The sequence below is a fragment of the Comamonas aquatilis genome (assembly GCF_965139575.1).
GTDB classification, from domain to species: Bacteria; Pseudomonadota; Gammaproteobacteria; order Burkholderiales; family Burkholderiaceae_C; genus Comamonas; species Comamonas aquatilis.
Genome location: NZ_CBCSIW010000030.1, coordinates 1 through 23,511, shown reverse-complemented (window position 1 = coordinate 23,511; position 23,511 = coordinate 1). Strand labels below are relative to the sequence as shown.

Below are 23,511 nucleotides of genomic sequence, written 5' to 3'. Positions count from 1 at the left end.
GCCCAAACGACGGTAGACCAGCCCTCGTTCAGAAAATGCGGAGCCATCGTGTGCTCAATTGCTTAGCGTGTATGGCCTTTGCCTAGCAGCGGTCAATCAATTGCGCCTTATGGGCGGCAAACACAAAGTCCAGAAAAGCCTTGGCCCGCTCAGGCAGGTGTTTGCGACTCGGCAAGGCGGCCAATACGCAGTAGCGTCCCGTAATCCAGCCTGGCAGAACCTGTTCGAGCACGCCTTGGTTCAGGAAGGGGCGTGCTGAATCCATGGTGAAGGTGGCGATGCCTGCTCCGTCCAGAACCATTTGCAAGATGCTGGCGGTTTGATTGATGGTGACGGCGGCTTGCACCTCGATCTCATGTGACGGCGGCTCATTCATGTTTTGAGCGCTGCGCCACAAGCTGAAGCTGTCGCGATGCAGACCTGCTGGGCGGCGCAGTACGCACATATGCTGTGCCAGCTCCTCAGGCGTCTGCGGCAGGCCATGGCGGGCGATATAGGTGGGTGACGCACACAGTATGGCTTCGGAGGTGGACAGCGTGCGCGCCACGATGCTGGAGTCATAGCCCTCGGGCACCTGCAAAAAACCCAGGTCGTAGCGATTCAGGTCGGGCAAAGGGTGTGCTTCCACATACACATCCAGCGAGATGCCTGGGTATTGCTCGCGAAAGGCAGCGGCCAGCGGCGACACCAGCGCATCGGTCAGGGATGGGGCCGCGACGATGCGCAGCACGCCGCTGAGCGCACTGGTCTTGCTTTGCACTTCCGCCGTAGCCGTGTCCACCGCTTCCAGAATTTCACGCACACGGACTGCATAACGCTCGCCTGCGGCGGTCAGGCTCACACGTCGCGTTGTGCGTTGCAGCAGACGGGTTCCCAGTTGATTTTCCAGCGTCGCAATATGGCGTGTGACATGGGGTGTCGTCATCGACAGGCGGCGTGCTGCGGCGGTAAAGCCGCCTTCCTGTGCGACGGACAAAAACACCTGCATGGTTTGCAAACGGTCTAACACAAGGAGCAGGCCTCTTTATGAACTGAAGAAGAGGTTTGATTATTACGAGTGACGTAACAATCAATTGTCCGTAGGTGTATTTTTTCTTGTTTTCATAAGGATTAGAGTGAGAGCGAGTGCAAACATTTTTTTGCTGTAGCTGATTTCCGCACTTCAATTCACCACGTAACAAACACCAAAAACGGTGTGCTGGCAGGCTTTTGAGTCGCTGCACACCGTCTTTTTTTTTGGCGATTTTTGTAGTCGTTGACCGGCTTGTAACGGCAGAGCGTGCAAGTGAACGCTGCAGCGCCGTCCTTCGCGTAAGCGTGGGTGCTTGCCGACCAATGGGCAGAGAGCGGCATCCATTCAAACGACAACATTCCACCATGACATCTATGACTCACTTTTCTTTGCCCGGCCTGCAACGCCGGCACCTGCTGGGAGGCGCGCTGGCCGTTGGCGCCGTGCAATTGGCACCCTGGAGCTGGGCGACGGCGCCCGCTGCGGACGCCAGCCGTTTCATGGCGCTGTCAAGCTATCTGACGGAGCGCAGTGACTTGAACGCCAAGCTCGGAGCCCGCATGCAGACGGCCTTGCAAGCCGTGAATGCGCAGTTTGCTGCGCAGGTCGATGCCTTGTGGCAATGGGTTGACGGCCAGAAAGTGCCGCTGGCCCAGCTCAACGAGCGGCTGAAGGCCGAGAAGCCCGAACTGGCGGGTATTCCCGCTCAGCTCATGCAAGCCTGGTATCTGGGCGTTGCCGGTGCGGGCAAGCAAGCCAAGGTCGTGGCCTATGAGTTTGCGCTCAATGCACAGCTGGTCTCGGACAAGCTCAAGCCGCCCACCTATGCCTACGGCATGTATGGCAGCTGGAGCGCCAATCCCACGAAGTTCGACCTCAAGCTGCAGCCCGTACACGCCTGACGCGCAGCACACAACAACAAATACCCCCACAAAGAACACCATGGCTGAATCTACAAAATCTGCCGACTACGTCATCGTCGGCGCCGGCATCATCGGCGCCATGCTGGCGACCAAGCTGGCCAAGGCCGGCGCTTCCGTGCTCATGCTGGAAGCCGGCGGTCATGTCAAACGCGGCGAAATCGTCTCGCGTTTTCGCAACTCGCCGCGCCGCAGCGACTGGATGTCGCCTTATCCCTCGCTGGATACGGCACCGCACCCCATCTATCGGCCCGAAGAGAATAATCACCTGGTCCAGGCCGGGCCCTATCCCTACAAGGCCGAGTACATCCGCCAGGTAGGCGGCACCAGCTGGCACTGGGCTGCGCACGCATGGCGCAATGTGCCAGGCGATTTCAAGATCAAGTCGCTGTACGGCGTGGGTGTGGATTGGCCGTTTGACTACGACGATCTGGAGCCCTATTACCAGGAAGCGGAAGAAATCATGGGGGTCTGCGGCTCCACCGAAACCGGCTCGCCCCGCAGCAAGCCCTTCCCCATGGACCCCGTGGCTGAGCCCTTCGCCATGCAGCGCGTGCGCGAGCGTCTGGCCGGCACCTATAACGTGGTGGCCAACACGGTAGCGCGCAACAGCCGCTCGTTTGACGGCCGTCCGCCTTGCTGCGGCAACAACAGCTGCCAGCCTATCTGCCCCATCGATGCGCAATACCACGGCGGCATTGCCGTGCAGCAGGCGCTGGCGGTCGGTGTGAAGCTGCAGGTGCGCGCCAATGTGTTCCAGCTGGAGCACGATGCACAGGGACGCATCATTGCCGTCAACTACTACGACCCAGACAAAAACGTTCACCGCGTGACGGGCAAGACTTTTATCGTGGCTTCCAACGGTATCGAGTCGCCCCGCCTGCTGCTGCTGTCCAAGAGTGACAGGTTCAAGAACGGTATTGCCAACGACAACGATATGGTGGGCCGCCATCTGATGGATCACCCCAGCACCTCGCTGACCTTTGATGCCGATGAGGATGTGTGGCTGGGTCGCGGCCCGCAAAGCCCCAGCTCCATCAACACCATGCGCGATGGCGCCTTCCGCGCGGAACATTCGCCTTACCGCCTGGACTTCACCAATATCTCCCGGGTGGACGGTGCCACCAACTCGCTGCTCAAGGCTGGCGTCTATGGCAAGGAATTTGCCGAGAAGCTGCGCCACTCTGCCGCACGTGAAATGAATGTGAAAAGCGTGCTGGAAGTGCTGCCCGATCCCGAGCGCCGCATCGACCTGGCCGATGAAAAAGACGCCATGGGCCTGCAAAAGCCCCGTGCCCACTACAGCATTGACGACTACACCTTCCGTGGTCACAAGCGCGCGCAAAAAGACTTTGCCAAGATCGCCGAGCTGATGGGAGGCACGAATCTGCGCTTCACCAAGGACGACGACTTTTCCAACAACCAGCATATCTGCGGCACGCTGAGCATGGGTTCGGACCGCACCATCTCGGTGTGTGACGAGTTCGGCCGCGCCTGGAACCACGAGAACCTGTATTTCGCCTCCACCGGCGTGCTGCCCACCTCGTCCACCTGCAACTCCACGCTCAACGGCATTGCCGTGGCCCTGCGCACCGGCGCTCACATGATTGCGGAAAACGGCGGCCCAGCCATGCTGCCGCGCAGCAACACGCTGGGCGCCAAGGCTTGAGCGAGGAAACCACCATGAACAAGACACTGTTTTCCTCCTCCCTGTTTGCTGGAGCTGTACTGGGTGTGGCTGCCATGGCGGCATCCTCGCCCGTTCTGGCGGCTTCTCCCGCGGCAGCTTCAGCAGCCGCTCCCGCAGCTGCCACTGCATCGACCGATGTGGAACGTGGCCGCTACCTGGCTACCGCTGGCGACTGCATTGCCTGCCATACCGCCGTGGGCGGCAAAGCCATGGCGGGCGGTTTGGCCATGGCAAGCCCGCTGGGCTCGATCTATTCGACCAATATCACCCCGTCCAAAACGCATGGCATTGGCAACTACTCGCTGGAGCAGTTCAGCAATGCTTTGCGCCATGGCAAGCGTGCGGATGGTGCCAACCTCTATCCGGCCATGCCGTACACCGCGTACGCCAAGACCAGCGACGAGGACATTGCCGCCCTGTACGCCTACTTCATGAAAGGCGTGGAGGCTGTCGATGTGGCCGCGCCCGTCACCGCACTGCCGTTTCCTTTCAGCATCCGCGCATCGCTGAGCGTATGGAACAGCTTGTTCCATGACGCCACGCCTTACAAGGCCGATGATTCGCAAACCCCCGAGTGGAATCGCGGTGCCTATCTGGCCCAGGGCCTGGCGCACTGCACCACCTGCCACACGCCGCGCAATGCCATGATGGCTGAAGACATGAAGCGCTCTTTGGGCGGCGGCGAGATCGGCGGCTGGTATGCGCCCAATATCAGCTCGGACAAGACCAGCGGCATTGGCCAATGGTCGGAGCAAGAGCTGATTGCCTATCTGAGCGGCCAGCCCGTTCCAGGCAAGGGTGCTGCGTCGGGCCCCATGGCTGAAGCCATTGACCACAGCTTGAAGCACTTGACGCCTGAGGATATGAAGGCGATTGCCGTCTATATCCAGTCCGTGCCTGTCGTGACTGACGCCAGCGTCAAGCAGGCTGCGGACAGCTTTGGCAAGGCAAGAGACGATCTGGACAGCTTGCGCGGCACCGAGCTGCCCAAGGACCATGACACCATGACCGGCGCACAGCTGTATGACGCCAACTGCGCCAGCTGCCACCAGGCGCAAGGCCAGGGTACGGAAGGCGGCGGTCTGCCATCGCTGTTTGCCAATACCAGCCTGGGTCACAGCAATAGCAACAACCTGGTGCAGGTTCTGCTGCACGGTGTGGAACGTCACGGCGTCGACTCCGTCATGCCCGCGTTCAGTCATGAGCTCAGCGACAAGCAAATCGTGACCCTGGGCAACTACCTGCTGGCCAGCTATGGCAATCCGGCAGCCAAGGTGACCGAGCAGCAAGTGGCCGAGCTGCGCGACCCGGCCAAGGCCGGTGCCAGCGGTTTGCTGATCTTTGCCCGCATCGGCATGGCCGCAGGCGCGATTGTGGTGCTGGCCGTGATCGTCTGGTTGCTGCGCCGCAAACGCAATCGCTGATCCGAGATCGAGCTAAGACGCAAAGCCGGCAGGCGCGGCAGCATCGGCTTGATGATGCGCGCCTGCCGGCCTTGTGTCGGCGATATCTATAGATTTTTGGGTTTGAGCGCTTATGAATAAAGCGCAAATCGCTTCTGTTTTGATAGCAATGCGGGAGTGCTACCGGACTGTTCTGCTTATTTTTCTTGCATCAGCGCTGCGGCAAAGTGCCGGGCCGGTGCCGGCAGATCGGCAAAGCGGATGGCATAGAGGTTGAGGCTGCGTTCGGCCCAGGCATCGCTCAGCGCAACGGCATGCAGACGGCGTGCCTCTCCCAGGCGTTGATAAGCGCCTTCGGGCATGACGCCTACGCCCAGCCCGCATTCGATCATGCGGCACATGGCGCTCAGGCTGTCGACCTCGATACGCTGGCGCAGCATGCGTCTGCCAGCGCGGGCTTCCTTGTCCAGCATTTCCTGGACGATGCTGCTGTCGCGTAGCCCGATCTGGGCATAGTCCAAGGCTTCTTCGTAGGCCAGTTCCTGACGACTGACCAGGGGATGATCGCCCGGCGTGATCAGTACCATGCGTTCGCGTCTATAGGGCATGGACTCCAGGCCCTCGGCCTCGTCGCTGTGGCTGCAAACGCCAAGGTCGGCAATATGGTCGCGCACGGCACGGGCAACGGTTCGGCTGGTCGCTTGGCGCAGATCAATGCGGATGTCGGGGTGAAGTCTGGCGAACACCGCAATATGCTCGGGCAGAAACTGCTCCACGGCGGAGGCATTGGCGCTCAGGCGCACCAGCCCGCGTACGCCGCGGGCATATTCAATCAAGTCGTCGCGCAGATGTTCCACGCCTAGCAAGATGGTGCGCGCATGCTCCAGCAGCAACTGTCCGGCGGGGGTAGGGCGTACTCCCCGGGCGTGACGCAGGAGCAGCGGGGTGCGGGCCAGGGATTCCAGCTCGGCAATACGCTTGCTGACTGCCGAGGCGACCATGCCGCCATGCTCGGCCGCACGTGCAATGCTGCCGAACTCACAGATCAGCACAAACAGATCCAGGGAGGCCAGGTCGATCTGGCGCAGAAAGCTGCGCGATGAAGTGAAGTCGGACATGGAAGCAATAGCCGTCGGATGCTCGAGGTGCTGCAGGAAGCACCGGTTGGAAGGAGCATGCGATTGGGGGCATGCCGCATGAGCCATCGCGGTTGGGAACGGCTTGAGGAATTTTAGACACTTCTTGTCTAGCACCTAGCTTCTTAACATGCCGTTTTGCCCACGGACACGCCCATGCTTCTCTCCGACTCCGACGCGCCACGCGTTGCCCAGGCCCTGGTAGGCCTGGGTGCTGTACGCATTGCCTCGCATCAACCGTTTATTTACACATCCGGCTGGGCCAGCCCGGTCTATGTGGATGCGCAAGTCCTGATGTCGGATGTGCGTGGACGCCGCGAAATCATGGACATTGCGGCCCGCTCCGTGATGCCGGTGATTGCTGCGCGCGGCATCAATGCCATCGTCGGGACCGAAAGCTCGGGCATCGCCTTTGCGGCATGGCTGGCCGAGCGGCTGGAGCTGCCCATGCTTTATCTGCGCAAGCGCCCGGTCGGCTGGGACATCACGGCTCAGCTCGAAGGCCGTTTGCCTGCCGATGCCAAGGTGTTGCTGGTCGACGATGTGACCACCGATGGTCGCTCCAAGGCCGGAACCGTGGCGGCCTTGCGCCGCGCAGGCCCGGTGATCGAGGATGTGCTGGTCTTGCTCGACTATGCGCTCTACGCCCAGCAGGCCAGCACTCTGGCCGATCACGCGCTGTCCTTGCATGCGCTCGCAACCTGGAGCCATCTGCACGAGGCCTTGCTTGCCAGCGGGCAACTCAGTGCTGCGCAACAGGCCACGCTTGCCGATTTCTCGGCTTCGCCCGTGGAATGGTCCATACGCCATGGAGGTACCGGAGCATGATGAGCTGCGATACCTTGGTGGATGCGCGCGAGCTGGCGCAATCCCTGCTTGCCGAAATTCGCCATGCGACGGCTGACGGCCCGGGCGTGACGCGTGAAAGCTATGGCCAAGGCGAGAACACTGCGCTGCGCATTATTGAAGAGCGGGCCCGGGAGCTGGGCCTGCACCATGAGTGCGACAGAGCCGGCAATCTGTGGCTGAGCCTGCCGGAGGAAAACCGGGATCTGCCTTTTCTGGCCATAGGCTCGCACGCGGACTCCGTACCGCAGGGCGGAAATTTTGACGGCTTGGCAGGTATTGTTGCCGGCATGCTGATCTTGCTGGGCTTGCGCGGCCGCCATGAAGAGGCTGCGCCGCTCAAGGTGCTGGCCCTGCGCGGAGAGGAAAGCGCCTGGTACGGCAAGGCCTATCTGGGCTCTCTCTCGCTGCTGGGAAAGTTGCCTGCCGGGACTCTGGCACGGCGCCACCGCGATGGCACCGGTGTTCTGAGCGAGGCCATGTCGCGCTGCGGCGCGGATATCGAGGCCATCCAGCGTGGCGAGCCCCTGATCGATCCCGCGCAGATGGCGGCCTATCTGGAGCTGCATATCGAGCAGGGGCCGGTCATGGTCAACCGTGGCTGGCCTGTGGCCCTGGTCACCGGCATCCGCGGCAATGTTCGCCACAATCTGATCCGCTGTATTGGCGAGACCGGCCACTCGGGCGCTGTGCCGCGCTGGTTGCGCAAGGATGCGCTGCTGGCGGTTGCCGAGCTGCTGTCGCGCATGGACGAGCATTGGCGCGTGCTGCTGCAGATGGGCATGGACATGGTGATGACCACGGGCATCTGTTCCACCGCTGCGCAATCGCATGCCGTCTCTGTCATTCCGGGAGAAGTCGCTTTCAGTTTCGAGGTGCGCAGCCAGGATACCCAAACCCTGGAACGTTTCTATACCTTGATGCGGGACGAGTGCCAGGCCATAGAGCGCGATCGGAATGTGCGCTTCGAATTCGACGAGCGCCTGTTCACGGAGCCTGCGACCATGGATGCCGGCTGGCTGAATCGCCTGGAGGCCGTCGCTCCCGCAGGCGTGAAGCTCGAGCGCATTGCCAGCGGAGCCGGCCATGATGCGGCAGTCTTCGCCAACGCGGGCGTTCCGTCCGCCATGGTGTTCATTCGTAACGAAAACGGCTCGCACAATCCTTTTGAAGCGATGGATATAGACGACTTTCTGATGGGGGTCGATCTGTTGACACGTGCGGTGACTGCGAAAGCCTGATGGCGTCAGGGCCGGATGCAGGTTTCGGCGCTAAAGCGACGCTCGCAAGGCGAACATTGCTTGCGCGCGCCTGCTCGGTGCACGTGTAGGATGTGCGCTGCTTTTTAGGAGATTTTCATGACTAGCAATGCATCATTGACCGAAGAACTGATGGGCCAGCTGCAGGGCGCGCCCATGCAAAGCCTGGCCCAACAACTGGGGGTCGATTCCGTTCAGGCCGAGCAGGCGGTGGGCGTTGCTTTGCCCATGCTGTTCGGTGCTCTGGGCCAGAACGCTGCCCAGCCCCAGGGGGCGGCGGATCTGCTGGGTGCGCTGCAGCGCGACCACAGCAGTGTCAATGGCGCCATGGATCTGGGTGGTTTGATCGGCGGCCTGGGCGGTTTGCTGGGCGGTCCTGGCGGTGGTGGTGGCGCCGGAGGTCTGGGCGATGTTCTGGGTGGCTTGCTGGGCGGCGGTGGCTCGCAAGCCGGTGCCGGTGCCATCCTGGGCAATATCTTTGGCGGTCAGCAGCAACAGGCCGAATCCCAGCTGGGGCAGGCCACGGGTCTGGGCGGCAATGCCGGCCAGTTGCTGGCCATGCTGGCGCCGCTGGTCATGTCCTTTCTGGCCAGCCGTGTGCAATCCCAAGGCATGGGTGCCAATGACCTGGGCGATGCCCTGGGGCAGGAGCGTGGTCAGATTCAGGCGCAAGGCGGTGCCGCCGGTGGCATTCTGGGCAGCCTGCTGGACCAGAACGGCGACGGCAAGCTGGATGTGGGCGATTTGTTGAAGATTGGCGGCAGCTTTCTGGGTGGTCGCCGCTGAAAGCGCTCTACCTCACGATCAAGGCAGCTCAGGCTGCCTTTTTCATGTCCCGGTGGCAGGATGAACGCGCTGCGGCCCCATACCATGTTTCGCGTGCGGACATTCTTATGTGACATGAGGGCATCGCCTGATTGCCGCAATGCAGCAAGCTCTACACACTGGTTTTGAAACACGTTTGTGTACCTAAAGGAGGACCTTATGACGACCGTAGCCGACGTACTGCGCGCCAAGGGAAGTAGCGCCATTCACAGCGTATCGCCCTCCAACACCATGCTCGATGCCCTGAAGCTGATGGCCGAAAAAGGGATTGGTGCCCTGCTGGTGCTGGAAGGAGGCAGCCTGGCCGGCATCGTGACTGAGCGGGACTATGCGCGCAAGATTGCGCTGCAGGGGCGCAATTCGGGCAGCACCCCGGTCAGTGAAGTGATGACGCGCAAGGTGCATTGCGTGCTGCCGCGCCAGAACATAGGCGAGTGCATGTCGCTGATGACCACCAACCGCATTCGCCATTTGCCCGTGATGGATGAGAATCGCCAGCTGCTGGGTATTCTCTCGATTGGCGATTTGGTCAAGGAAATCATTTCCGAGCAACAGTTCACCATTCAACAACTTGAGCACTATATTTCGGGAACCCACACCTGAATAAAGCGCTGCTAGCTATTGTTTTGTGAGTAAAAGGCGGGCCGCAAATGCCCGCCTTTGTGCATGCTGCAGGCGCAAGTCCTACACTTGCGGCCATGAGTTTGCTGATCCTGGGAATCGAATCCTCTTGTGATGAAACTGGCGTGGCCCTGGTGCGCACGCCGGATGGTGCGGGCGTTCCCAGCCTGCTGTCTCACGCCTTGTACAGCCAGATTGAAATGCACCGCGCCTATGGCGGCGTGGTGCCCGAGCTGGCCAGTCGCGACCATATTCGCCGCGTGCTGCCGCTGACCGAAAAAGTGCTGGCCGATGCCGGACAGACGCTGGAAGACGTGGATGTGATTGCTTTCACGCGCGGCCCAGGCCTGGCCGGTGCCTTGCTGGTGGGTTCGGGCGCGGCATGCGCCATGGCCGCCGCGCTGGACAAACCGGTGCTGGGCGTGCACCACCTGGAAGGCCATCTGCTTTCGCCCTTCTTGAGCGAAGACCCGCCGGAGTTTCCTTTCATTGCCTTGCTGGTTTCGGGCGGCCATACCCAGCTGATGCGCGTGGATGGCGTGGGCGAGTACGAAATCCTGGGCGAAACCATTGACGATGCGGCCGGCGAAGCCTTTGACAAGTCTGCCAAGCTCATGGGCCTGCCGTATCCCGGTGGCCCGGTGCTTTCCAAGCTGGCCGAAGGAGGCGATCCAGCAGCCTTCAAGCTGCCGCGACCCCTGCTGCATTCCGGTGATCTGGATTTTTCGTTTGCCGGCCTCAAGACGGCGGTGCTCACTCAGGCCAAAAAGCTGGGCGACGAGCTGGAAGCGCGCAAGGTGGATCTGGCCGCCAGCACCCAGGCCGCGATTGTGGATGTGCTGGTCAAGAAAACCATGAAGGCGCTGGAGCAGACGGGCATGAAGCGCGTGGTGGTTGCCGGTGGTGTGGGGGCCAACAAGCTGCTGCGCGAACAGCTCAACCAAGCCTGCGCCCAACGCAAGATCCGTGTGCACTACCCCGAACTGCATTTGTGCACCGACAACGGCGCCATGATTGCCATGGCCGCCGCCATGCGTCTGCAGGCCGGGCGCGAAGAGGCCAGCAAGGAATACGCTTTTGATGTGAAGCCGCGCTGGCCGCTGGATACGCTCAAGTAAGCGCCCCTGATCCATTCAACAAAAGCAGTCTTAGGACTGCTTTTGTTTTGATAGCTGCAGGTGCTTTGGCTTTATAGGATTGCGGCCATTTTTTCTTGATGATTGCTGTCTGTTGGCTCTGACTGGGGTTGCTTTTGGATGCTCGTAAAGTGCACAACAGTCCACAAAAAAGCCCGCAATGCCAAAACATTGCGGGCTTTGTGTTGTCCGGCCTGCCAGGGCTAATAGAGGATGGAAGAAAGGACGGAGGGAGGCAGACCGGTCAACGCTTGCGCTTTACTCGATGGCCAGCACCGTGGCCTTGCTCACGGGCTCCAGTTTGGCCAGAGTCAGTGTCAGCACGCCGTTTTCCAGTTTGGCCTTGCTGGCGCTGATGTCGATTTCATGGCCTAGATCCCAGGCGCATTTGACCAGGCGGGGAGCACCTTCCACGTTCTCGAGTTTGACGGTGCTGCCTTCGATCGCCAGCGACAGTTGCTCGCGGGACAGGCCTGGGACATCCAGGCTCAGCGTGGTGGCCTTTTCGTCGCGGTTGACTTGAACCGGAGCGACAGCAGGGGCGGGTGTGCCCAGCGTGCCTTGCAAAAAGCGCTGCAACGCCAGATCGGCTGCGCGGGGGGAGGTAAAGGCATTGCGGCTCAAAACGGGGGCAAAGATCATGGTTCCAACTCCTTTAAACTGCGCGGCTTGCGTTGTTGCCGCTTGGTTCACAGGTAGGTGGTCATCAGCGCATTTCAAGAGGATTTTTTGATGAATAAATTGCGTCGTGATGTCTTGAAATACCTGCAGTTGCCACTACTATGCGCGCCGTTGGGCGTTGCCGGCCTTGCTGCAGCGCAGGCCGTGCAGTCCATCAAGCTGGCGCTGGTGGAGAGTCTTTCGGGCCCGTTTGCCAACACGGGCGAGGCGGTGTTTCGCAATCTGTTGTGGGCCACGGAGCGTGTCAACGCACGCGGCGGCGTGCGGCTTCCCGGTGGGGCCAGGCCGTTGGTGATTGCGCGCTACGACAGCAAGGGCCAGAACGAGGAAGCGCTGTCGGCGCTGCGCGCCGCGATTGACGACGGCGCTCGCGTCATCATGCAGGGCAATTCTTCGGCCACGGCAGCAGCGCTGCTGGATGCGATTGAAAAGCACAACAGCCGCGAGCCAGAGCGGCGCGTGCTCTACCTCAATTACTCGGCAGTAGATCCGGCGTTGACCAATGAGCGCTGCAGCTTCTGGCATTTCCGCTTTGATGCCCATGCCGATATGCGCATGGCGGCGCTGATGGATGTCATCAAGGACGACAAGGCCGTGCACAGCGCCTATCTGATCGGGCAGGACTACAGCTTCGGCCAGGCCGTGCTGCGCGAAGCCAGACGCCAGTTGTCGGCCCAGCGCCCCGATATCCAGATTGTGGGCGACGAGCTGCACCCTGTGGGCCGCGTCAAGGACTTTGCTCCCTATGCCGCCAAGATTCAGCAAAGCGGTGCGCAGGCCGTGATTACCGGCAATTGGGGCAATGATCTGATGCTGCTGGTCAAGGCTGCACGCGAGGCCGGCTATGAAGGACGTTTCTACACCTTCTACGGCAACGCACTGGGTGCGCCGGCCGCGCTGGGCGAGGCCGGCGTGGGCAAGGTGCTGGCCGTGGCCGACTGGCTGCCCAATGTGCCCACGGCCGAGAGCCGTGCTTTCTACCAGTCCTTCCGTCAGCGCTTTCCCGATCCGCGCGACGACTATGTGCATATGCGCATGCAGCTGATGATCGAGGCCCTGGCGCAAAGCCTGGAAAAAGCGGGCAGCACCGACACGGTTGCAGTGGCCCGTGCCATGGAGCATGCCAAGGTGCAGCTGTCAGGACGCTCTGGCGCCATGCGGGCCGAGGATCACCAGTTTCAGCAGTCGCTGGTGGTGGGCGTGATGGAGCGCAAGGGCAGCGCTGGTGTGGCCTTTGATGTGGAAGGCTCGGGCTACGGCTTCAAGGTGGTGCGCGAGATTGCGGCTAGCAAGGCGCAGATGCCTGCCATGTGCCAGATGAAACGCTACTGAGCGCCATTGAAGTGAAGTAGCTATCTATTTGATAGCTGGTGGCGCTTTATTTATAAGCGCCATCGTCGTATTTTCTTCAGTTTTTTGCTGAAAAAGCCGTCTGGCTGGCCAGATAGGCCTCGTGCACTTCGCGCCCCAGCTCTATCACCGACAGCGCATAGAACGCCGACCAGTTGTAGCGCGTGATGGCGTAGAAATTCTCGGTGCCGGCAATGTATTCGGTGGGGCCCGAGCTGCCGTTTTTCAGCTCGATCAGCGCCAGTGGGCGTTCATAGCCTTCGGCACCCAGCACGCGCACGCCGTGCTCTGCCATTTGCCCTGCCGTGAAGCTGGGGTTGATATCGGGGGCCAGCAAGGTCGCCAGATTCTCTCCCTGGGCGCGCATGTCCACGGGGAAGGCCGTGGGCAGGCCGGGCTTCCAGCCATGGCCTACAAAGTAGTTGGCCACGGAGCCAATGGCGTCGGTGGCGCTGTTGAACAGGTCGATGCGGCCGTCGCCATCGAAATCGACGGCGAATTTGTCCCAGCTGGTGGGCATGAACTGGCCCAGTCCCATGGCGCCGGCGTAGCTGCCGCGCAGGCTGAACGGGTCGGTACCGGTGCGGTGGGCCGTGACCAGCACCTGCTCCAGCTCGCCGCGGAAATAGTCGGTGCGGGCCTGGGCGCGGGGGTGGGACGGCGGAAAGTCCAGCGTCAGCGTGGCCAGCGCATCCATTACGCGAAAACTGCCCATGTTCTGGCCGTAAATGGTTTCCACGCCGATGATGCCGGCAATGATTTCGGCGGGTACGCCAAATTGCTGCTCGGCACGCTCCAGCGCCCGGCGGTTGGCCTGCCAGAACTTGACGCCGGCACGGATGCGCACCGGATCGATGAAGCGGCTGCGGTACACCGTCCAGTTCTTCACAAAGGTCTTGCCGGCCGGCGTCATCAGCCGCGTGACCACGGGCAGATTGCGCGCTTGCTCCAGCTGGGCCTGAACCCAGTCCTGCGGCAAATCGCGGCGGCTGGCAATGTCTGCGGCCAGCTGCATGGCATCACCCCGGCTGGCATAGGTGGTGACCGCTGCCGCCGTGGCGGCGGCCGCCACGGGGACGGCTTTTTTGGCCGTTTTTTTGCTGTTCTTGGCGGCTTGCACGGGCAGGGCCAGCGTCATGGCCAAGGCCGCAACGCTGAGGCAAGCAAGAGACAGAGATGGGCGATGGTTGCGTTGAATGCTGTGGGTCATGGTGTCGCCGTGGGCGGTGTTGGTGCAGGCAGGTCTGGCGGCCATTTTGCTTGCTTTTTGAGGTCGCGCCAGCGCTGGCGCAGTGCGCGCAGCTGTGCAGCCTGGTGGGCGGCGCCGGGAGACGGCGCATAGCGCAAGCGCTCCATGTCCAGCAGCCAGCCGGATAAGGCCTTGGCCAGCTCGGGCGCGGTCTGGCTCCAGCGCTGCTGCACGCCCAGACCCAGGCTGCGGGCCGATGTGGCGGGGGTGGAAGCGATTCCCTTGCGCTGCAGCCGGGTGCGGGCCGCATCCAGCAACAGGCTCCAGTCATCACGGCTGGGCTGGCGCAGCCGGACCCAGACCAGCCAGATCAGGGCCAAGGCGCCCAGGCTGCCCGAGAGCAGGCGCAGCAGATCCGTCCAGCTGGGCGCTTCAAAGCCCAGGCTTTGCAGCAGATTGAGTTGGCGGCTCTGGGTGTAGTTGATGACCCATTGATTCCAGCGGCTGTTCACCGCTTCCCAGACGGCGCGTATCTTCTCCAGCGTGCTCACATCCACCATGCCGGCCATGGCCGCGGCAAGGGCGCCGCGCGGTGCTTGCAGGCGCTGGAACTGGCCCAGGCGCGAGGGCGCAACCGCGCCCGTGGGGTCAACCCGGGTCCAGCCCTGGCCGGCCACCCAGATCTCGGTCCAGGCGTGGGCATCGCTGTTGCGCACCGTCCAGTAGCCATCCACGCTGTTGCGGTCGCCGCCCTGGTAACCGGTCACGATGCGCGCCGGCACGTCCATGCCGCGCATGAGCACGGCAAAGGCCGAGGCAATGTGCTCGCAAAAGCCTTGCTTGCTGTCAAACCAGAAGTCATCGGCAGTGTGCAGGCCGTCCACCACGCCGGGCTCCAGCGTATAGGTGTAGCCGCCGCTGCGCAGGCGCTGCAAGCCGGCCTGCATCAGCGCTGCTGCGCTGGCTTGCTCGCCCAACTGGGCCTGAATTTGCTGGCCCAGCGCCCGGGTGCGCGGATTGCTGCCCGGCGGCAGCTGCAGATAGCGCTGCAGATCCTGGGTCGCGCGCAGCGGGCCGTACTGAAAGTCGGTATAGCTTTGCGCATCCACCCGCAGCACATCGGTGATGGGGCGCTGCGTGATCCACTGCAGATTGGAGGCCATGCGCATACGGCCCACGGAGGCGCCTGCGGGAATCGCAGGCTCGTCACGCACGGCGTCCAGCAACGTGAGCCAGCGGCGCTTGCTGGGTTCGACCAGCATCTGGTAGCGGATGGGCTCGCCGCTCACGCGCAGCTGCGGCGCTTCCATGGCGGCGGCCAGCGGGTCCGCCTGCCAGTTGCGGCCGTCAAACTGGCTGAGCACCGGGCCGCGAAAATACAGCACCGAGGCTGGCGGTTCGGCATTGCCCGGAGTGTCGAAGCGAATGCGCAAGGCCACGCCATCGTCCAGCGCCAGGGAGGCTACATCGCCCACGCGCATGTTCTCCGACAGGCCGCTGCGGCCGGCAAGATCGTCCGAGGGCACGCCCCATAGCGGCGCCATGCGCGGAAAAAACAGAAACAAGGCCAGCATGATGGGGGTGCCGCACAGCGTAAGCCAGCCCGCCGTGCGCAGGGCCTGGGCCAGCGGCGGCTTGCCGGCCGTCATATGGGCGTTGACCAGGGCAGTGAGCAAGCCCATGAGGGCCGCCACCATGGCTAGCGCCGTGAGCAGCGATTGCGAATAGAAGAAGTTGCTCAGCAGGGCGAAAAAGCCCAGAAAGAAAATCACCATGGCATCGCGCCGAGCGCGCAGCTCCAGGGTTTTGAGCGCCAGCAGCAGCACGACCAGCGTCACGCCGGCATCGCGCCCGACCAGGGTTTTGTGGCTGGCCCAGGTGGCGGCAAGCGCCAGGGCCAGCACGCCGGCCAGGGCCAGGCGGTCGGGCAGGGGCGCGCCCGTGAAAGCCAGGCGCGCGCGCCACAGCAAGAGCGCTGCGGCAAAAGCGCAAGTCCACCACGGCGTGTGCTGCACCTGGGGCAGCAGCACCCAGGCGACGACGGCCAGCAGAAACAAGGTGTCGCGTGCATCGCGCGGCAGCGATGCCAGTTTTTCGCGCAGCGTGGCGCGGGACTCCTGTGAGGACATGTTCACGGCATTCATGGGCAGGCAGCCAGGGCTTCAAGGCAGCGGCTGGCGTGGGCCGCGCCGCTGTCGGGGGCAATCTCCTGACCGCCGGGCAGGCGCAGCCCCCAGCTGCGGCCCTGGGCCTGGGCCATCAGTACCCAGGCGGCAAGACGGGACAGGCGTGCCTCGTTATCGGCCAGGCCGGTGGCTCTGGCGTCCAGCCACAGTCTATGGTGATGGGCATAGGGGCGATCACGGCTGACCAACTGGTGGCTGCCGGCGGCAAAAGACTGGGCGGCTTTTTTCCAGACCACCAGCTTGAGCGGATCGCCTGCCTGATAGGGGCGCACGCCGTCAAAATCTTCGCCGCTGCGCACCTGGGCGGTGCTGCTGCCGCCGGCTTCGGGGCTGGCAGGCGGCAGAGGAGGTGGGTTGGCTTCGGGCAGCGGATAGACCCAGACCTGGCTGGCCGGTCGCCACAGCGCCCAGACCCGGAAAGCGCCAAGCGGATAGCGGGTGTGCACCGCGATGGCGGGCAGGGCCTGCCGTCCGCGCCGCGTGGGGGTGAAGGCCAGCTCGGTTCGCGTGCTGCCCTGCTCGGGCACATTCACCCAGATCCAGGCGTCGGCGGCGCCGGCCTTCTTGCCGCCGGTGCGTAGTTGATCGCGTACTGCCAGCCCTATGCCCCAGCGGCGGCTGCTGCGGCTGTTGCCCAGGCGTATATGCAGGGGAAAAGGCTGGTGGGCAAAGCCGCCGCTGGCGCTGCCGGGCTGCCAGCTCAGCTCCAGCCCGCGCAGATTGTTGTGGCCCACCGCCATGCTGGCAGCGGCGCTGCCTGCTAGCAAAAAGGTGAGCAGGTAGCCCAGGTTGAGCTGGTAGTTGATGGCCGCAATCAGCAGCACGATCAGCGTGATCAGCAAGGCCCAGCCGGCGCGTGACGGCAGTATGTAGACATTGCCCTGGGTCAGGGTGAGGCGGTCCGTGCGCGGCAGGCGCGAGAGCATCCAGCGGTCTATGCGGCCGCGCAGTCCTTGGGAGCGGTTCGGGAGCGTGTTTTGAGGCGTTTTTGCTTTCAAGCCTTGATTGGATGTGCGCATGTTGCTATGTAGTAAATAGCGTGCGTCACGGCAGTCGCACGGCCTGCATCATGGCGCGCACCTGCTCCACGGCACCGCGTCCGGCCTGGCTCACGGGCTGCAGGCGGTGGGCGATGACCTGGGACAGTATGGCTTGCACATCATCGGGAGCCACATAGTCGCGGCCTTCCATCAGCGCCACGGCCTTGGCGGCGCGCAGCAGGGCAATGCCGGCGCGCGGCGACAGGCCTTGCACAAACCACTGGCCGCTGCGCGTGGCCTCAATCAAGTCCTGCACATAGTCCAGCAGCGCATCGCTGGCATGCACTTTCAGCACGGCGGCTTGCAACTGCACCAGCTCTTCGTGCGAGACCACGGGCAGCAGCGCATCGGCGGCGGCGCGGCGGCCGTTGCCGCTGAGCAGCTTGCGCTCGGCCGCCCGGTTGGGATAGCCCAGGCTGATGCGCATGAGAAAACGGTCCAGCTGGCTTTCGGGCAGGGCAAACGTGCCCAGCTGTTCCAGCGGGTTTTGCGTGGCAATCACAAAGAAAGGCGAGGGCAGGCTGTGCGTCTTGCCCTCGGCGGTGACTTGGCGCTCCTCCATGGCTTCGAGCAGCGCGCTCTGGGTCTTGGGGCTGGCACGGTTGATCTCGTCGGCCAGCAGCACTTGCGCAAAAACCGGACCGGGGTGGAACACAAAGCCTTCGCTGCCCCGGTCGTAGATCGACACGCCCGTCAGGTCGCTGGGCATCAGGTCGGCGGTGAACTGCACGCGCGAAAACTGCAGGCCAAAACTGTGCGCCAGCGCGTGGGCCAGCGTGGTTTTGCCCACGCCGGGCACGTCCTCGATCAGCAGATGTCCACCGGCCAAAAGGCAGGCCACGCCGTCCCTGACCTGATCCGGTTTACCCTCCATTACCGTGTTAAGCTGACTTAAAAGCGCATTAATTGTGTTCTGTGCATGCATGGCGCGAACATATCCTAAATAAGCGATAGCGGAGACATGACTGTGGGCAAGACAGGATATTTCACCCACCGGGATTGCTGGTTGCACGAGATGGGGCCAGGGCATCCGGAGTGCCCGGCGCGGCTGGATGCGATTGAAGACCGGCTGCTCATCACCGGCGTGGGCGATGCGCTGGATCGCCGCGAGGTGCCAGAGGCCTCGCTGTCAGAAATCGAGCTGGCACACGACCCCATGCACATCGCGGCCCTGCAGGGTCTGACCGACAGACTGGAGCAGGAGCTGCAGGCGGGCGGCCCCGAGTACAAGCAGCTCGATACCGATACCTCCATCAACCGCCACACTTTCAAGGCCGCGCTGCGCTCGGCCGGGGCGGCTCTGGCGGCCACCGATGCGGTGCTGGCCGGCGAGCTGGAAAACGCTTTTTGCTCGGTGCGCCCGCCAGGCCACCATGCCACGCGCAGCCAGGCCATGGGCTTTTGCTTTTTCAACAACGTGGCCATAGGCGTCAAGTATGCGTTGGAGCGCCATCAGCTCAAGCGCGTGGCCGTGATCGACTTTGACGTGCATCACGGCAATGGCACGGAAGACATTCTGGCCGGCGATGCGCGGGTGCTGATGTGCGGCATCTTCCAGCATCCCTTCTACCCTTTCAGCGGCGACAAGGAACCGGCCTCCAATATGGTCAACGTGCCTGTGCCGGCCTATACCAAGGGCATGGACATCCGCGAGATCGTGGAGATGATGTGGATTCCGCGCCTGGAGGCTTTCAAGCCCGAGATGATCTTCATCAGCGCCGGTTTCGATGCCCACCGCGATGACGATATGGGCCAGCTGGGCATGACGGAGAACGACTTTGCCTGGATCACCACCCGCATCAAGGATGTGGCGCGGCGCTTTTCCAAGGGCCGCATCGTCTCCTGCCTTGAAGGCGGTTATGTGATGGGGCCTCTGGCGCGCAGCGTGGAAGCCCATCTGCGGGTGCTGGCCGACATCTAGTCTGAAATCAGGGAGGCAGCGGTGAACGATTCCTTTGTGCAGTTTCGCCAGGATGGGCGCGGCGTGGTGTATCTGACGCTCAACGACGCGCAGCGCTTCAACGCGCTGAGCGCAGACATGCTCACGGCCTTGCAGAACGCCTTGGATGCGGTGGCCCAGGATGCCAGGGCCCGCGTGGTGGTGCTTGCTGCCGAAGGCAAGGCTTTCTGCGCCGGCCACAACCTCAAGGACATGGCGGCCCATCCCGAGCTGGCGTATTACCAGCAGCTGTTCGCCCAGTGCAGCCGCGTGATGCTATCGATTCAGAAGCTGCCTGTGCCTGTGATTTCTAGGGTTCAAGGCATTGCGACCGCAGCCGGCTGCCAGTTGGTGGCCCAGTGCGATCTGGCCGTGGCCGCCAGCGAGGCGCGCTTTGCCACCAGCGGCATTCAATACGGGCTGTTTTGCTCCACGCCCAGCGTGCCCCTGGTGCGCAACATGCCAGCCAAGCAGGCCATGGAGATGCTGCTGACGGGCGAATTCATTGACGCCCCCACCGCCTTGCACTATGGGCTGCTGAACCGCGTGGTGGCAGCCGATCAGCTGGATGCCGCAGTTGAAGAGCTGGTGGCCGCCATTGTGAGCAAGCCCCGCGTTGCCATTCACATGGGCAAGGAGCTGGTCTACCGCCAGCGCGAGATGGGCATGGAGTCGGCCTACCAACTGGCGGGCCAGACCATGGCGACCAATATGATGGATGTGGATGCGCAGGAAGGTGCGCAGGCCTTTGCACAAAAGCGCCAGCCGCAATGGAAGTCCGCTTGACCGCTGGCCCGTCCATTTGAACGACGAACACCCCGATTGCTTCTGTTAGCGTGTCAGGCTGCTGAGTGCGCGAGCGATGTCTGCTTACTTTGAGAAACTAGGTTTTACCCTAAGTTGGTGGGTAAGTGGTGGCCGTTTTCGGCGCAGTTATGCATAAAATAGAACGATCGTTCTTTTTGTCGGACTCTGTCCATGCAGGCTTCGTTTTCATCTCCGGCAAGATTGTCTGGAAAAAATGTGCAGAGCTTGTTGCGGTGCCGCATAAAATGAATCTGGTTTACGTAACGTCAATGAAATAGCATTAAGGAGCCGCAGCAATGAAGGTATTGGTCCCTGTCAAGCGCGTGGTGGACTACAACGTCAAGGTCCGCGTCAAATCGGACGGCACGGGTGTAGACATCGCCAACGTCAAGATGAGCATGAACCCCTTTGACGAAATCGCCGTCGAAGAAGCCGTGCGCCTCAAAGAAAAAGGCGTGGTGACGGAAGTCATCGCTGTCTCCTGTGGCGTGACCCAGTGCCAGGAAACCCTGCGCACGGCCCTGGCCATCGGCGCCGACCGTGCCATCCTGGTGGAAACCGATGTCGAACTGCAGCCCCTGGCCGTGGCCAAGCTGCTCAAGGCGCTGGTGGACAAGGAGCAGCCCGGTCTGGTGATCCTGGGCAAGCAAGCCATTGATGGCGACAACAACCAGACCGGCCAGATGCTGGCAGCACTGGCTGACCTGCCCCAGGCCACTTTCGCCTCCAAGGTGGAAGTTGCTGGCGACAAGGTCAGCGTCAGCCGTGAAGTCGACGGTGGTCTGGAGACTCTGTCTCTGTCCACTCCCGCCGTCATCACCACCGACCTGCGCCTGAACGAGCCCCGCTACGTCACCTTGCCCAACATCATGAAGGCCAAGAAAAAGCAGCTCGACACCTTCAAGCCTGAAGACCTGGGCGTGGACGTGGCTCCTCGCCTCAAAACCCTGAAGGTGGCCGAGCCTGCCAAGCGCGGTGCCGGTGTCAAGGTGGCCGATGTGGCGGCCCTGGTCGACAAGTTGAAGAACGAAGCCAAAGTGATCTAAAGGAAGAACGACAAATGACTTCTCTCGTTATTGCAGAACACGACAACGCTTCGATCAAGCCAGCGACCCTGAACACCGTGACGGCTGCCGCAGCCTGTGGTGGTGATGTGCACGTGCTGGTCGCCGGTGAAGGTGCTGCTGCCGCCGCTGCTGCTGCCTCCCAAATAGCCGGTGTCTCCAAGGTCATCCACGCCGATGGCGCCAGCCTCAAGGACGGTCTGGCAGAGAACGTGGCCGCCCAGGTGCTGGCCATCGCATCGAGCTACAGCCACATCCTGTTCCCCTCGACAGCTGCCGGCAAGAACGTGGCCCCCCGCGTGGCCGCCAAGCTGGATGTAGCCCAGATCAGCGACATCACCAAGGTCGATGCGCCCGACACCTTCGAGCGTCCCATCTACGCCGGCAACGCCATCGCCACCGTGCAGTCCAGCGATGCCGTCAAGGTCATCACCGTGCGCACCACCGGCTTTGACGCTGCTGCTGCCACCGGCGGTTCTGCTGCCGTGGAAACCGTGGCTGCTGCAGCTGACTCCGGCAAGAGCGCTTTTGTGGGCCGTGAAGTCACCAAGAGCGAACGCCCCGAACTGACGGCTGCCAAGATCATCGTCTCCGGCGGTCGCGCTCTGGGCTCGGCCGAGAAGTTCACCGAAGTCATGTCGCCCCTGGCCGACAAGCTGGGTGCCGCCATCGGCGCCAGCCGCGCTGCCGTCGATGCGGGCTACGCCCCCAACGACCTGCAAGTGGGCCAGACCGGCAAGATCGTCGCGCCTCAGCTGTACATCGCCTGCGGCATCTCGGGTGCGATTCAGCATCTGGCCGGCATGAAGGACTCCAAGGTGATCGTGGCGATCAACAAGGATCCCGAAGCTCCGATCTTCTCGGTGGCTGACTACGGCCTGGAGGCCGATCTGTTCACGGCAGTGCCGGAACTGGTCAAGGCGCTGTAATTTGGCGTAAATCAAAAGAGGGGCTAGATGCCCCTCTTTTTCCATGCGCGCTTGCCGAACCCATGAACAATAAGATCTGGCGCGTTAAGGCCCAAGCGTTGATGCCCAAATGGGTTAGCTTGAAATTTCGGAGGGAGACGTCGGAATGAAGAATAAATGCTGGAATGGGGTTCGAGTCGGCATGGCGCTGCTTTGGGGCAGTGCCGCCATGTTGGCCCAGGCCTCAGGCTGGACGGTGGGGCAGGTCGCTCCCATGTCGGGTGCCGATGCCACGCAGGGCCGGGCCTATGCCCAGGGCATGCGTCTGTACTTTGATCAGGTCAACAAGGCCGGTGGCGTGCAAGGTCAGCCCGTGGGCCTGGCTGTGATCGACGATGTGGGCCATCCTGAAGAAACCGTGGCCAAGACCCGCAAGCTGCTGAGCGAGGCCAAGCCCGTGGTGCTGGCCGGTTACTTTGGCAACCGCAATCTGTCGGCCTTGCTCGAGAGCAAGGTGCTCGATGGCTCTTCCCTGTCGCTGGTGGGCTACCAGAGCACCGATACCAATGTGCTGGCATCGCCCCAGATTTTCGCCACCCGCGCCGGTCTTGCCGAGCAGATGTCCAAGATCGCCGCGCATCTGACCACGGTAGGCATTACCCGTCTGGCGCTGGTTTATGAAGACCGCCCCGATTCCAAGGCGCTGGTCGAGCTGGTCAGCAAGTCCATCAGCCCCAGCGGTGCCAAGCTGGTCAGCTCTGCCTTGCTAGGCAAGGGAAAAGCCAGCTCGGACAAGGTGGTGGAAGATCTCAGAGCGGCCAAGACCGCCGCTCAGGCCGTGCTGTTGGTGGCTTCCAGCCCGTCAACGGCGGCTTTTGTCGAGGCCTACCGCATGGATGGCGGCACGGCCCAGGTCTATGCCACGGCCGAGGCGGATATCGAGCAACTGGCCAAACGCCTGCCTGTGGAATACATGAGCGGTCTGTCCATTGCCCAGGTGGTGCCCAGCCCCTACAAGGTGTCTGCCAAGCTCAACAAGGAATTCCGTGATGCCGTAACGGCCGCAGGCAAGAGCATGGACGTGCCGGTGAGCTTTGCCATGATGGAAGGCTATGTGAACGCCAAGGTGATCGTGGAAGCCATGCGCCGCAGCCAGCCCGTGTCTGCTGAGAAAGTGTCGGCCGCGCTGCGCGGCTTGGATACCTACGATCTGGGTGGCTACTGGGTGGGCTTCAAGCCCGGCTCCCAGGTCGGATCGAAGTATGTCGATCTGTCCATCGTCAACGCCTCTGGACGTGTGACGCAGTAAACAACCAGGCCTGAAGCGAGACCACGCTGACAGGCCGTTTTTTTATAGGCAGCCATCACGATGACCTACACCGCACCTATCAAAGACATGCTGTTCGACATGGAGCATCTGGTCCAGCTCGAGCAGATCGCCCAGATTCCCGGCTTTGAAGACGCAGGCCTGGAAACCGCCCAGGCCGTGCTTGAAGAAT

At 62.3% G+C, this 23,511-nt stretch carries 22 protein-coding genes; 15 read left to right on the top strand and 7 right to left on the bottom strand.

What is annotated here, in order from left to right; genetic code table 11:
• Positions 1 to 82: 82 nt before the first annotated feature.
• Positions 83 to 1,009, bottom strand: a complete 927-nt coding sequence (locus tag ACNAZA_RS21265) for a LysR family transcriptional regulator (RefSeq protein ID WP_415798487.1) — start codon at positions 1,007 to 1,009, stop codon at positions 83 to 85.
• Between the two features lie 377 nt (positions 1,010 to 1,386).
• Between ACNAZA_RS21265 and ACNAZA_RS21260 the strand changes: the two genes are divergently transcribed.
• Genes ACNAZA_RS21260 through ACNAZA_RS21250 form a run of 3 tightly spaced genes read left to right on the top strand, consistent with a single transcriptional unit; the run spans position 1,387 to position 5,046 of the window.
• Positions 1,387 to 1,914 (top strand): sugar dehydrogenase complex small subunit, encoded by a 528-nt coding sequence (locus ACNAZA_RS21260; protein WP_415798486.1) that lies wholly within the window; start codon positions 1,387 to 1,389, stop codon positions 1,912 to 1,914.
• Positions 1,915 to 1,954: 40 nt separating this feature from the next.
• Positions 1,955 to 3,601 (top strand): GMC family oxidoreductase, encoded by a 1,647-nt coding sequence (locus ACNAZA_RS21255; protein WP_415798485.1) that lies wholly within the window; start codon positions 1,955 to 1,957, stop codon positions 3,599 to 3,601.
• A gap of 14 nt (positions 3,602 to 3,615) precedes the next feature.
• Positions 3,616 to 5,046, top strand: coding sequence for a c-type cytochrome (locus tag ACNAZA_RS21250; RefSeq protein WP_415798484.1), 1,431 nt, complete (start codon positions 3,616 to 3,618; stop codon positions 5,044 to 5,046).
• Between the two features lie 176 nt (positions 5,047 to 5,222).
• Here ACNAZA_RS21250 and ACNAZA_RS21245 read toward each other — a convergent pair whose 3' ends face one another.
• On the bottom strand, positions 5,223 to 6,143 hold the full coding sequence (locus ACNAZA_RS21245; protein WP_415798483.1) for a LysR family transcriptional regulator: 921 nt from the start codon (positions 6,141 to 6,143) through the stop codon (positions 5,223 to 5,225).
• A gap of 174 nt (positions 6,144 to 6,317) precedes the next feature.
• Here ACNAZA_RS21245 and ACNAZA_RS21240 point away from each other — a divergent pair, with 174 nt between their 5' ends.
• The 5 genes from ACNAZA_RS21240 (at position 6,318) to tsaD (ending at position 10,830) form a co-directional block, all read left to right on the top strand.
• Positions 6,318 to 6,989: an orotate phosphoribosyltransferase gene (locus tag ACNAZA_RS21240; RefSeq protein WP_415798482.1), complete on the top strand. Its 672-nt coding sequence runs from the start codon at positions 6,318 to 6,320 to the stop codon at positions 6,987 to 6,989.
• Positions 6,986 to 8,248 carry a hydantoinase/carbamoylase family amidase gene (locus ACNAZA_RS21235; RefSeq protein WP_415798481.1) on the top strand — a complete coding sequence of 421 codons (1,263 nt, stop codon included), beginning with the start codon at positions 6,986 to 6,988 and terminating at the stop codon, positions 8,246 to 8,248. Before ACNAZA_RS21240 ends, ACNAZA_RS21235 begins: the two co-directional genes overlap by 4 nt.
• A gap of 117 nt (positions 8,249 to 8,365) precedes the next feature.
• Positions 8,366 to 9,052 (top strand): DUF937 domain-containing protein, encoded by a 687-nt coding sequence (locus ACNAZA_RS21230; RefSeq protein WP_415798480.1) that lies wholly within the window; start codon positions 8,366 to 8,368, stop codon positions 9,050 to 9,052.
• Between the two features lie 198 nt (positions 9,053 to 9,250).
• Entirely contained in the window at positions 9,251 to 9,694 is a 444-nt protein-coding gene (locus ACNAZA_RS21225) for a CBS domain-containing protein (protein ID WP_415798479.1), read from the top strand.
• A 95-nt stretch (positions 9,695 to 9,789) separates the two neighbouring features.
• Positions 9,790 to 10,830, top strand: coding sequence for a tRNA (adenosine(37)-N6)-threonylcarbamoyltransferase complex transferase subunit TsaD (tsaD, locus tag ACNAZA_RS21220; protein ID WP_415798478.1), 1,041 nt, complete (start codon positions 9,790 to 9,792; stop codon positions 10,828 to 10,830).
• Positions 10,831 to 11,106: 276 nt separating this feature from the next.
• Here the strand turns inward: tsaD and ACNAZA_RS21215 are convergent, their stop codons facing one another.
• Entirely contained in the window at positions 11,107 to 11,490 is a 384-nt protein-coding gene (locus tag ACNAZA_RS21215) for an Hsp20/alpha crystallin family protein (RefSeq protein ID WP_120969865.1), read from the bottom strand.
• Between the two features lie 90 nt (positions 11,491 to 11,580).
• Between ACNAZA_RS21215 and ACNAZA_RS21210 the strand changes: the two genes are divergently transcribed.
• A complete protein-coding gene (locus ACNAZA_RS21210; protein WP_415798477.1) occupies positions 11,581 to 12,861 on the top strand; it encodes a branched-chain amino acid ABC transporter substrate-binding protein in 1,281 nt (426 codons plus the stop codon).
• Positions 12,862 to 12,937: 76 nt separating this feature from the next.
• Here the strand turns inward: ACNAZA_RS21210 and mltB are convergent, their stop codons facing one another.
• The 4 genes from mltB to ACNAZA_RS21190 all read right to left on the bottom strand — a co-directional run bounded on the left by mltB (position 12,938) and on the right by ACNAZA_RS21190 (position 18,219).
• Positions 12,938 to 14,089: a lytic murein transglycosylase B gene (gene mltB, locus ACNAZA_RS21205; RefSeq protein WP_415798497.1), complete on the bottom strand. Its 1,152-nt coding sequence runs from the start codon at positions 14,087 to 14,089 to the stop codon at positions 12,938 to 12,940.
• The gene (locus ACNAZA_RS21200) at positions 14,086 to 16,212 is read right to left on the bottom strand and encodes a transglutaminase TgpA family protein (protein WP_415798476.1); all 2,127 of its coding nucleotides are present in this window, start codon (positions 16,210 to 16,212) and stop codon (positions 14,086 to 14,088) included. Before ACNAZA_RS21200 ends, mltB begins: the two co-directional genes overlap by 4 nt.
• Positions 16,209 to 17,180, bottom strand: coding sequence for a DUF58 domain-containing protein (locus tag ACNAZA_RS21195; protein WP_415798496.1), 972 nt, complete (start codon positions 17,178 to 17,180; stop codon positions 16,209 to 16,211). The genes ACNAZA_RS21200 and ACNAZA_RS21195 overlap by 4 nt, the downstream gene beginning before the upstream one ends.
• A 118-nt stretch (positions 17,181 to 17,298) precedes the next feature.
• Positions 17,299 to 18,219 carry an AAA family ATPase gene (locus ACNAZA_RS21190; protein ID WP_415798475.1) on the bottom strand — a complete coding sequence of 307 codons (921 nt, stop codon included), beginning with the start codon at positions 18,217 to 18,219 and terminating at the stop codon, positions 17,299 to 17,301.
• Positions 18,220 to 18,255: 36 nt separating this feature from the next.
• Between ACNAZA_RS21190 and ACNAZA_RS21185 the strand changes: the two genes are divergently transcribed.
• The 6 genes from ACNAZA_RS21185 to ACNAZA_RS21160 form a co-directional block, all read left to right on the top strand.
• Positions 18,256 to 19,215 (top strand): histone deacetylase family protein, encoded by a 960-nt coding sequence (locus ACNAZA_RS21185; protein ID WP_415798474.1) that lies wholly within the window; start codon positions 18,256 to 18,258, stop codon positions 19,213 to 19,215.
• A gap of 21 nt (positions 19,216 to 19,236) precedes the next feature.
• Positions 19,237 to 20,019 (top strand): enoyl-CoA hydratase, encoded by a 783-nt coding sequence (locus tag ACNAZA_RS21180; RefSeq protein WP_415798473.1) that lies wholly within the window; start codon positions 19,237 to 19,239, stop codon positions 20,017 to 20,019.
• A gap of 317 nt (positions 20,020 to 20,336) precedes the next feature.
• Entirely contained in the window at positions 20,337 to 21,086 is a 750-nt protein-coding gene (locus ACNAZA_RS21175; RefSeq protein ID WP_120967413.1) for an electron transfer flavoprotein subunit beta/FixA family protein, read from the top strand.
• Between the two features lie 14 nt (positions 21,087 to 21,100).
• The gene (locus ACNAZA_RS21170) at positions 21,101 to 22,033 is read left to right on the top strand and encodes an electron transfer flavoprotein subunit alpha/FixB family protein (RefSeq protein WP_415798472.1); all 933 of its coding nucleotides are present in this window, start codon (positions 21,101 to 21,103) and stop codon (positions 22,031 to 22,033) included.
• Positions 22,034 to 22,178: 145 nt separating this feature from the next.
• Entirely contained in the window at positions 22,179 to 23,321 is a 1,143-nt protein-coding gene (locus ACNAZA_RS21165) for an ABC transporter substrate-binding protein (protein ID WP_415798471.1), read from the top strand.
• Positions 23,322 to 23,381: 60 nt separating this feature from the next.
• Positions 23,382 to 23,511: acyl-CoA dehydrogenase N-terminal domain-containing protein (locus ACNAZA_RS21160; RefSeq protein WP_415798495.1), on the top strand; the 130-nt coding region annotated here is incomplete at its 3' end.

Bases quoted from the DNA above. Each gene is read 5' to 3' on its own strand.
- ACNAZA_RS21260 (WP_415798486.1), top strand. From the start codon at position 1,387: ATGACTCACTTTTCTTTGCCCGGCCTGCAACGCCGGCACCTGCTGGGA.
- ACNAZA_RS21255 (WP_415798485.1), top strand. From the start codon at position 1,955: ATGGCTGAATCTACAAAATCTGCCGACTACGTCATCGTCGGCGCCGGC.
- ACNAZA_RS21250 (WP_415798484.1), top strand. From the start codon at position 3,616: ATGAACAAGACACTGTTTTCCTCCTCCCTGTTTGCTGGAGCTGTACTG.
- ACNAZA_RS21245 (WP_415798483.1), bottom strand. From the start codon at position 6,143: ATGTCCGACTTCACTTCATCGCGCAGCTTTCTGCGCCAGATCGACCTG.
- ACNAZA_RS21240 (WP_415798482.1), top strand. From the start codon at position 6,318: ATGCTTCTCTCCGACTCCGACGCGCCACGCGTTGCCCAGGCCCTGGTA.
- ACNAZA_RS21235 (WP_415798481.1), top strand. From the start codon at position 6,986: ATGATGAGCTGCGATACCTTGGTGGATGCGCGCGAGCTGGCGCAATCC.
- ACNAZA_RS21230 (WP_415798480.1), top strand. From the start codon at position 8,366: ATGACTAGCAATGCATCATTGACCGAAGAACTGATGGGCCAGCTGCAG.
- ACNAZA_RS21225 (WP_415798479.1), top strand. From the start codon at position 9,251: ATGACGACCGTAGCCGACGTACTGCGCGCCAAGGGAAGTAGCGCCATT.
- tsaD (WP_415798478.1), top strand. From the start codon at position 9,790: ATGAGTTTGCTGATCCTGGGAATCGAATCCTCTTGTGATGAAACTGGC.
- ACNAZA_RS21215 (WP_120969865.1), bottom strand. From the start codon at position 11,490: ATGATCTTTGCCCCCGTTTTGAGCCGCAATGCCTTTACCTCCCCCCGC.
- ACNAZA_RS21210 (WP_415798477.1), top strand. From the start codon at position 11,581: ATGAATAAATTGCGTCGTGATGTCTTGAAATACCTGCAGTTGCCACTA.
- mltB (WP_415798497.1), bottom strand. From the start codon at position 14,089: ATGACCCACAGCATTCAACGCAACCATCGCCCATCTCTGTCTCTTGCT.
- ACNAZA_RS21200 (WP_415798476.1), bottom strand. From the start codon at position 16,212: ATGAATGCCGTGAACATGTCCTCACAGGAGTCCCGCGCCACGCTGCGC.
- ACNAZA_RS21195 (WP_415798496.1), bottom strand. From the start codon at position 17,180: ATGCTCTCGCGCCTGCCGCGCACGGACCGCCTCACCCTGACCCAGGGC.
- ACNAZA_RS21190 (WP_415798475.1), bottom strand. From the start codon at position 18,219: ATGCATGCACAGAACACAATTAATGCGCTTTTAAGTCAGCTTAACACG.
- ACNAZA_RS21185 (WP_415798474.1), top strand. From the start codon at position 18,256: ATGACTGTGGGCAAGACAGGATATTTCACCCACCGGGATTGCTGGTTG.
- ACNAZA_RS21175 (WP_120967413.1), top strand. From the start codon at position 20,337: ATGAAGGTATTGGTCCCTGTCAAGCGCGTGGTGGACTACAACGTCAAG.
- ACNAZA_RS21170 (WP_415798472.1), top strand. From the start codon at position 21,101: ATGACTTCTCTCGTTATTGCAGAACACGACAACGCTTCGATCAAGCCA.
- ACNAZA_RS21165 (WP_415798471.1), top strand. From the start codon at position 22,179: ATGAAGAATAAATGCTGGAATGGGGTTCGAGTCGGCATGGCGCTGCTT.